The organism is Geomicrobium sp. JCM 19037 (genome assembly GCF_000698105.1).
Classification (GTDB): domain Bacteria; phylum Bacillota; class Bacilli; order Bacillales; family Marinococcaceae; genus Geomicrobium_A.
In genome coordinates, this window is sequence record NZ_BAWZ01000027.1 from 50,562 (window position 1) to 59,674 (window position 9,113).

General features: G+C 45.1%; 7 protein-coding genes and 2 pseudogenes. 4 read left to right on the forward strand and 5 right to left on the reverse strand.

Annotated features, from left to right (window positions below; genetic code table 11):
* Window positions 1–19: 19 nt before the first annotated feature.
* The 3 genes from JCM19037_RS14960 to manA are packed head-to-tail and all read right to left on the reverse strand — an operon-like array spanning window position 20 to window position 2,735.
* Window positions 20–547, reverse strand: coding sequence for a PTS sugar transporter subunit IIA (locus JCM19037_RS14960; protein WP_042402524.1), 528 nt, complete (start codon window positions 545–547; stop codon window positions 20–22).
* On the reverse strand, window positions 532–1,764 hold the full coding sequence (locus tag JCM19037_RS14965) for a transcription antiterminator (RefSeq protein ID WP_042402527.1): 1,233 nt from the start codon (window positions 1,762–1,764) through the stop codon (window positions 532–534). Before JCM19037_RS14965 ends, JCM19037_RS14960 begins: the two co-directional genes overlap by 16 nt.
* Window positions 1,765–1,775: 11 nt before the next feature.
* On the reverse strand, window positions 1,776–2,735 hold the full coding sequence (manA, locus tag JCM19037_RS14970; RefSeq protein ID WP_042402531.1) for a mannose-6-phosphate isomerase, class I: 960 nt from the start codon (window positions 2,733–2,735) through the stop codon (window positions 1,776–1,778).
* A 146-nt stretch (window positions 2,736–2,881) separates the two neighbouring features.
* On the opposite strand from manA, the pseudogene JCM19037_RS14975 reads away from it, so the two are divergent.
* The 3 genes and pseudogenes from JCM19037_RS14975 to JCM19037_RS14985 all read left to right on the forward strand — a co-directional run bounded on the left by JCM19037_RS14975 (window position 2,882) and on the right by JCM19037_RS14985 (window position 5,838).
* A pseudogene (locus tag JCM19037_RS14975) lies at window positions 2,882–3,741 on the forward strand (ROK family protein).
* Between the two features lie 15 nt (window positions 3,742–3,756).
* Window positions 3,757–4,515, forward strand: a complete 759-nt coding sequence (locus tag JCM19037_RS14980) for an SDR family NAD(P)-dependent oxidoreductase (protein ID WP_042402533.1) — start codon at window positions 3,757–3,759, stop codon at window positions 4,513–4,515.
* Between the two features lie 133 nt (window positions 4,516–4,648).
* Window positions 4,649–5,838: pseudogene (locus JCM19037_RS14985) on the forward strand (iron-containing alcohol dehydrogenase).
* A 25-nt stretch (window positions 5,839–5,863) separates the two neighbouring features.
* Here the strand turns inward: JCM19037_RS14985 and JCM19037_RS14990 are convergent.
* Window positions 5,864–6,631, reverse strand: coding sequence for a C40 family peptidase (locus JCM19037_RS14990; protein WP_042402536.1), 768 nt, complete (start codon window positions 6,629–6,631; stop codon window positions 5,864–5,866).
* Window positions 6,632–6,784: 153 nt separating this feature from the next.
* Entirely contained in the window at window positions 6,785–7,660 is an 876-nt protein-coding gene (rbsK, locus tag JCM19037_RS14995) for a ribokinase (RefSeq protein ID WP_042402539.1), read from the reverse strand.
* Between the two features lie 76 nt (window positions 7,661–7,736).
* On the opposite strand from rbsK, the gene JCM19037_RS15000 reads away from it, so the two are divergent.
* A complete protein-coding gene (locus JCM19037_RS15000; protein WP_042402542.1) occupies window positions 7,737–8,315 on the forward strand; it encodes a hypothetical protein in 579 nt (192 codons plus the stop codon).
* The last annotated feature ends 798 nt before the right edge of the window (window positions 8,316–9,113 follow it).

Below are 9,113 nucleotides of genomic sequence, written 5' to 3' on the forward strand. Positions count from 1 at the left end.
GTCTTTACCGTGTTGAAGATCAGCGGCGATCAAGAGAACGATACGGACTTGGTTGCGTCCCAATCGATTGTTCGGGTAAGACGCCCATTTTCACAGTAGGTGTAAACACGTGATCGGGACTTCCGTGAGGGATAGCGATGCCGCCGCCGATATACGTAGACGACCGCTGTTCTCGAGCGAATGTACTCTCCATGTAAACGGTATTAACTCTGTCCGTGTCTATGAGTGGTTGTACAAGGTCTTCTATTACTTGAAAACGATGAGTGGAAGATAAAAAATGGATATTATCGGCACTGCCTAACAACGTTTTGAGTGCGGACACTTCGGGCTTTTGCGTGTTGACGATTGCCTGAGTAAGCAAGTCATGCTCATGAGCTTTTAGAAATGGAGATACGACAATGACAGGTTTTTCAGCAGAGTTTATCGGTACGGTTGAGACGATCAGGTCAACTTCCGCGTACCGGATGTGCTCGGGCTCTGAATTTGTTGCCACAATGGTGACGGAATGATTTAACTGTTTGATTTTCGCTTCTAAAAGTTTCCCCATGCTTCGACCCTCTGGACATACAATCGCGATGCGCACAGGTCTTCAACCCGGTCGTCCAAGTGCTCAAGCGCAACTTGGAAATGAATCGTTAAATACGCGACTTCATCATGATGCCAGTTAAGGGAAAGGTCTAATCGTTCTAGCGATTGCAAGATCATCTCAAATAGATAAGGGTATTGTTTACGCACATCAAACACGAGCGGATTGTGCATTCGGAAATTTTGCTGAATGCGGATTAAGCTTCCTTCTAAGTGAAGTGCAAGAGAACGAAATAGATTCTGGTCATTTCTGAATGGATACCCGGTTCGTTCGGTTACATCATCCATTAATTGGTTTGTAAATCGTAAGGTTGAATCACTCAAAGTGAGTGTTAGGAAGCTGTGCTCTGAAGAAGACTCATTCAATTCAATACGAGCACTTTGGAAATGGTAAAACAAATAGCGCTTCTCGGCACTTTTCCACCGAATGTTGAATAAAGATTCTAATTGCTGGATGAGTGTGTCCAAGTAACCGGGATAACGATCGTCAAGATCTCGCATGTTTATGAAAAAGTTCTGTTTCATTCGTTTCACGGATAATAGGATGTGAACAATGATCGAAGTTCTGGCTCGGTAAGTGAGCGTCCAATTGTGCTCTTTCTCAATCGACCGAATGACTCGTTCGACAGCAGCCCAGTCAAATGGGGAGAACCAGTCTCGAATCTGGCCCGAAGCCTGAAATGATCGATGGAACAGCTCGGCAAGAAAGGAGCGGCGATCTTTTTCTTCACCGGTGATGACAATGCCGACATTCGGTTTTCGTTCCAACCCGATGCCGAACTTCTGCATTTGAACGGCAACACCTGTTAAATCTTCACGAATAACGGAGCGGCTCACATAAAAATGGTCGGCAAGTTGTGTAACGGTCAGCGAGTCACGCGTTGATACTAACATTCTCGCAAGTTCATCGTGACGGTTTGTTTGCTTAGGGGCTCCTTCAGATGAGAGTAACTCTCGTAAGCGATCGGCTTCTTCATCGGTTTGATCAAGGTACACGCCCTTACTCTGTTTTCTAACGACGCGTCCGAGCTGATGCGATTGAAAATATTCATCGATAGCTGACCACTCATTACGGACGGTTTTATCCGAGCAATTGATCGTCTCGGCAATTGCCTGAATGGATACAGGGCCGTTCTGGACGAATAAATAGAGAACAATGGCCACTTGTCTTGAAGTCATAGTGTCGCTCCTTAGTTTGGATGGCTACAAATGATCGTCATATCCCCGTCCATCACAATATTTCTCAAATCATTCGGTAGAAGAAAGTGGTCACCAGCCGCAAGAGAAAATGCTTGTTGATTCGTGTGACACGTTCCTTCCCCCTGGACGACCGTTGCGAGCAGATAAGATCCTGGGCGTTCAAAGTGAAATTCTCCTCTGACCGATAATTCGTAAACGGAGAAGGATGGTGCTTGGACAAGTCGGTTGATAATGCCTCCAGCAGATGCAGAAATGGTCGTGTTCTCTCGGCCTATCTCTTGTTTATCGGGTGTGTTCGTTACTTGAATGGCTTTGTCTAAATGTAATTCGCGTTTCTTGCCATCGGATTCAACTCGGTCAAAGTCATACACACGGTACGTCGTGTCGGAACTTTGCTGTGTCTCGAGAATGATAATCCCCTTGCCGATGGCGTGAATTGTGCCGCTCGGAACGTAGACGAAGTCTCCTTTTTGAACAGGCACTTTTTTCAATAAACCATGCCAGTCTTCTTCAGCAACTTTCTTCTGAAATTCTTCCGTTGTTTCGGCGTGATGACCGAGGATAAGTTCTGAATTAGGACGAGCATCGACGACGTACCAGCATTCTGTTTTTCCGTAGGCTTCATCGTTTTCGAGTTGTTTTGCTTCCTCATCATTCGGGTGAACTTGCACAGACAGATCATCTGTAGCATCTAAGAGTTTAACGAGCAGTGGGAACTCCTCGCTCGTTAAGGATTCACCAAATAAGGCAGGTTCGTCTCGGTATAAATCGCGAAGTGTCACGTTGTCATACCGCCCCCCCTTGACGATGCTCTCTCCATTTCGGTGCGCGGAAATTCCCCAGCACTCCCCTGTGCGTTCATAAGGGAGCGTATACCCGAAAGACTGCAAGTTTTTTCCTCCCCAAACACGGTGTTTAAATACAGGTGTAAAAAATATTGGTTCATTCATGAGTTGGTCACTCCTCTGTGTAACAATCTATGTAGAAACTATCATATTTGTTTGGCACTTGCCTAATAGAAAACGTCCGAGTTGTTCTTGGAATCTCTGTTTGATATATTAAAACTCAAGGAACACGACGGCGGAGAGTGATGTGAATGGTTCGTATTGGTGGGTTAGAAGCAGGAGGAACGAAGATGGTCTGTGCGGTGGCAGACGCAAAAGGTCAGATTGTTGCACGGGAGACATATCCGACAAAAACACCAGAGGAGACACTTCCACAACTCGTTCAATTTTTCAAAGAGCAACAGATTGATGCGCTCGGAATTGGATCATTTGGGCCTGTCCATCTTCAAGACGACAATTACGGTGTGATCGGAAATACACCAAAAATTCCATGGATTGGAGTGTCGCTCTATCGAGTGTTTGCTGATGAGTTGAATATTCCGGTCAAAATCACTACAGATGTGAACGCAGCCGCCTACGCTGAGCATCAAGAAGGAGCAGCCAAAGGTTGGATAGTTGTCTATACATCACGGTAGGGACCGGAATTGGTGCAGGAGCGATTATGAACGGAAACGTCATGCAAGGGTTTTCTCACCCTGAAATGGGACATATTCAAGTGAAGAGAAACGTTGAAGATAATTTTGAGGGGATTTGTCCTTACCATAAAGATTGTCTTGAAGGTATGGCTTCTGGCCCTGCAATTGAAGCGAGATGGGGGAAAAAAGGGTCTGACTTGTCCGAAAGAGGAGATGTGTGGTCATTACAAAGTGATTACCTCGGACAAGCGCTCGCGCAATACACGTTCATGCTCATGCCAGAAAAGATTATCATCGGTGGCGGCGTGATGAACCAACCGGAAATTATGCCGAAGGTTCGTCGAGCGTTTCTTCGTCATTTAGGAGGGTATGTGGATATTCCTTCTGTGGCGTCGTTTATCGTTTCCCCTGGATTAAAAGGAGAGGCGGGGGCAAGAGGGGCAATTCTATTAGGAAACGAAGCGTATAACGAATAACGGAGGGATCCGAACATGTCGAGATTGGAAGGGCTAACCGCCATGGTTACGGGAGCAGCGAGCGGCATCGGGCTAGGGACTGCCAGATTGTTTGCAGAAGAAGGGGCAAATGTTGTTCTAGCCGATGTTAACGAGCAGCTACTGAAACAGGAAGTAGACAATTTGCAAAGCGAAGGATTGTCCGTCACAAGGTCCACGTTAGATGTGACAAAAAAAGAAGCGTGGGCACACACGGTGCAGTGTGCGCTTAATACGTATCACAAAATAGATATTTTGGTCAACAATGCCGGTATTCATCGCCCGGATAAGCTGTTGGACACAGAGCTAGACGTGTGGCATAACGTAATGGATGCGAATGCGACGAGTGTATTTCTCGGGATGCAGCAGACGATTCCACATATGCAACAATTAGGAAAAGGGTCAATCATTAACATCGTTTCAGTGGCGGCATTGACCGGCAGTGGTGCAGCTGCTGGAAACGGGACAGCGTACAGTGCTTCAAAAGGAGCTGTCCGTGCGCTAACGACACACGCCGCCAACCACTTTGCCAAAGATCAGATTCGTGTGAATGCCATTTTCCCAGGTCCTATTAAGACACCGATTATGGGAGAGCGCCAAAAAACAATCGCTGAACGGAATAAAGACGTTGTTCCTCTTCCACCTTACTACGGGGAAGCCCGAGATATTGCTTATGGTGCACTATATTTTGCTTCTGATGAGTCGAGGTTTGTGACCGGAGATGAACTTGTGATTGACGGTGGTTCTGTTCGTTAAAAAAGAAGTCACTTTGCTACAACACTAGCGAAGTGGCTTGATTTTATTTAGGGATATGCTACAATGTTAAAATATTGATTTTTCAAATTATTAATAATTGAAAGCGCTTTACAAAGTAGTGAGGAGGAAAAGTATGCACACGATGCAGTTTCCAAAGGAACTTGTGTATGGCCAGGACTCGTTACAACAAGTAGGGCTTTTATCTAAGAAACTAGGAAATCGCGCATTGATCATTAGTGATGAAGTCATGAGAGAGTTAGGTGTCGTCGCTGAAGTTTCAGAATTATTATACGATCAAAACATAGACTCGGTTGTGTATCTTGGGATTGCTGGTGAGCCTAAAGATACGTATGTGACAGATGCCTTACAACTTATTCGACAGCAACAGTGTGACCATATCGTTGCGGTTGGTGGGGGCAGTTGCATTGATACGGCGAAAGCTGCAGCTGTTGTGCATACGAACGGTGGTCAAATTCGTGACTATATGAATCAAGCGAAAATGGCTATAGAGCCGGGAATTCCTTTGATTGCTGTTCCTACGACTGGGGGAACAGGTTCGGAAGTGACCGATGCTACGGTCATTACCGATGTTTCCGATGAAATGAAAATGATGATTAAGCAACCGGCATTTATGCCAGAAGTTGCGATCGTCGATCCGCGCCTAACGCTCACGACCCCTCGAGAGATTACAGCAGCAGTGGGGATTGATTCAGTTACGCATGCACTTGAAGCCTATTTATCAAAAGATGCCCATCCGTTTACTGATCAACTAGCCGTAAATGCATTATCACTTTTGTTAGATAACCTTCGGGACGTCTATCACCACGGAGACCGTTATGAAGCGCGCCATCAGGTGATGTATGCAGCGATGCTTGCAGGTATGGCGTTCTCGAACGCTTCCCTTTGCCTTGTGCACGGCATGTCTAGACCAATTGGTGCGAAATTCCATGTTCCTCACGGCATTTCAAATGCGATGTTACTTCCAGTTGTATTAGAATATACTGTGCCAGCGTGCGAACAACGACTATATGAGCTTGCCTGTAAGGTTCGTCCAGAAAGAGAAAGCTATCCCAAGCAGACGGGGCGAAAGCACTCGTGGAAGATCTGTTGCGGTTATGCCAAGATTTAAATATCGGAAATTTCCAATCATACGGAATCACTGAAGAAGATTACATGAAATCTCGGGAGAAGATGGCAGAAGAAGCGCTATTGAGTGGCAGTCCAGGAAATAACCCGAGAGTTCCAGATAAGAAAGAAATCGTCACGCTCTACGAGCGAGCGTATGCTTATCAATACTTTGCATTGGACGAAATAAACCGCTGAAGCCATCTGGCTTCAGCGGTTTATTTTACATTGAGCGATAACCTAAGAAATGGTTTTGGTAGTAGTTACTACTTAAGTTGTCTACACGCACTCCGCTAGAGCTTGCGTGAATAAATTCGTTGCCGCCAATGTAGATACCGGCATGTGTTGCCGTGTTAGACGTGTTATACGTTCCTTGGAAAAACACGAGGTCTCCAACAGCTGGAGCGGACACTGGCGTGCCTGCGTCATAGATCGCTTGTGTTGTTCTAGGTAATGATTGACCGTTCTGCGCGAATACGTAGTTTAAAAACCCACTACAATCAAATCCAGCTGGCGTCGTTCCGCCCCAAGAGTATGGAGTTCCTATTAACCCTTGTGCCGTGCCAATGACACCTGATGTACTCGATTCGGTTGAAGTAGACGTTTCTGTTGACACACTTTTCACTTCTGAACGACCCGTCAACGCTTGGAATGTATTTGGCCCTGCAATGCCGTCGACAGAAAGCCCTTGTGCTTGTTGGAAGCTCCGAACCGCTTCTTCCGTAATCGGTCCAAAAATACCATCGGCGTTTACGTGAGAATGACCGGAGTCTTGTAGAGCAGACTGAAGGTCTACGACCGATTGTCCACGATCTCCACTTTGGACAATGCCTGTAGCGCTCGCTTCCACAGCTACAGTTTCAACGGCTGCTGTGTCTCCTGCAGGAGCAGAAGCAGAAGCAGTTTCAGTAAAAATAGAAGGTGAAAAAGCGAACAAACTAGCAGCAAAGCTAGTCGTAACGACAAATTTTGTTAGACGAGTATAACGCATGAATTCAACATCCTTTTTCTATGTATTTCCGTGACGAGGTAAATAAGCAACACCCTCATCATAAGGAAGATAGATTGCGAAAGAATGTCGGTTTCATGACATACTGATTACAATAATATTCCAATTTTAGTCAAAATATGACACAAAGTGACATTACTTTGTGCCTAGTCGCTCCCAAACTTGCGTGGCTGTTGGCATCCCCGCTTGGGCTCCGCTCTTTTCAATCGATAATGAGGCGGCAGCGTTCGCAAACGCGATACACTCTCGTAATGTCTGATCAGTGTTTAGCGCAACAGCAAAGGCACCATTAAACGTATCACCTGCACCCGTACTATCCACCCCATTTGTTCGGAAACTAGACACGATAATCCGTTCGTTTCCATCGTGAAACATTGCCCCATCTTTTCCCTTTGTGACGATAAGTTTATTCGGATACTTTTCAACAGCTTCCTCAGCCGCTAGATTAAACAACGCCTTGCATTCCAACTCATTTGGCGTTAAATAATCCACACGATCAATCATCTTTTCGGGCAGTCGTTGTGCTGGGGCAGGGTTTAAAATCGTGGTCGTCTTTTCTTCCCAAGCAATACGTACGACTTCTTCAACGAAAGGGATAGGAACTTCAAGTTGAAGAAGGAGAGTCGTAGCGTTTTTAATCACACTTCGGTAGGCCAAAGCGTCAGTTGCCGCCCAAGTAAAATTCGCACCTGGGACGACAATGATCGAATTGTCATTGTTTTGGACGGTGATCGACGCGATGCCTGTATGTTCTTCAACAGCACGAACGTCGTCCACGTTTACAGATTCTTGATGCAATTGTTCATATATAGCGCGGCCAAACTCATCCTTGCCGATGCGTCCGACGAGTTGAACGTGTTCGCCAAGTCGTGCAACTGCTGTGGCTTGATTAGCCCCTTTTCCGCCAGGAGAGGTAGCGAACCGTTCACCTAGAACCGTCTCGCCGATTGCGGGGTGTTGCTTTGTAGACGTAATCAAATCCATATTCACACTGCCAATAACAGTAATCATTATCCGTACCCCTTTTGAATGTTAAAGTCATGATTGCTTCTTTACCTGAATAGAAGAGAGTAGAGGAGTGGATAATTTGAAGAGATTCAGTTTTTTGTTTGTCTTACTCATACTTACGAGCTGTTCTTTTTCCTCACAAGCGGTTCGTGTGACAGAAAGAGATGTGATTGATTTTGAACAGCTCAACTTTTCGAAGTATTTACCGACCGATGCGGTTACGTTGAAATATGAAATGCACTATGAAGGGTCCGATGATCGAACGTTGAAAGAACGTAAAATCGAGCCGACAACAAGTATGCATTATACAATTACACAAACTGTGAATCAAGAAATGACGAGTCGCGGACAGTATGAATTGACGAAAGACTCGCTGCAAGGCAAGCGAACATTAAGGTCCGAAAAAGATGCTTCGCACACGTTACTTCAGTCTGAACCGTGGGAAGATGAACTTTTTACATTTGAAGTAGACAAACATTTTTATGAAGTGAACATAAAAAACCAAAACTACGAAAAGTGTGTTGCCCAAGTACAATCCAACGATACACATGTTGAAGTAGGCAGAACCTATTTCTGTCCAGGAGTCGGAGAAGTGTTCAGTGAAGTGAGATTAGAAGAATCAAACCTAACTATATTACAGAGCTGGTTGATGTCGTGAGTTTTGGAGAGGAGAAGGGTGATTAGATGGTGAGGGTAGTAGGGGTGGGTGTCCAGAGAAAGGGAAATGGATGTGTGATAAACGTTAAATTTTTTTGAATGGGACTGTCTTTCCAAGGGCGGAAAAACCAGTTGAAGTTCTCTCGGGTTTAACAATACCATTTTGAAAAACGTTTGTTTTCTATCTATAGATGATAATCGGGGATATGAGGGAATCTTATAACTGTTTTTTAGCTGTTTCCAAAGTTCCTTGATTGCGAACCTAATCACCCACCCGTGCCCGGTTTGGCTGCGCTTTGTTCCCAATCGATGGCCGTCTCATTCCAAACAGGCGTTTATGGAAACAGATCAAGCACTTTAATGAGAATAACCGACAATCTATTTCCAAAAACTAGGACTATTCTCTCGAACACTTACACACTTTGCCTCACTCACGATGAGTGGGTGCAAAATCGTGAGAAGTTCAGTAACTCAGCATATTTTAACAGTACTTAGTTGTTTTTAGCACGATCTAGATCATGATTCTCCTATAAATTCCCAGAAATGAGCGGCCATCACCACCGCAGATGCTTAAAACTGTGAAAAAACGATCTAGATCATCATGAAAACGATCTATATAAGTTGAACGAAAGAAATTCACTGAATCGGATGACCGAGATCGGTCTTTGCGGGTGATTGCTTGCATATTGTCTGTTGAAATTCATCTCGTTGCAATTCGACAACTTCGTTGCCGATCTTTTTCGTCACTGCAAGGGTTGGGGCAACACGAAAAACGTTTGCCGAACGATAAAAGTCGTGA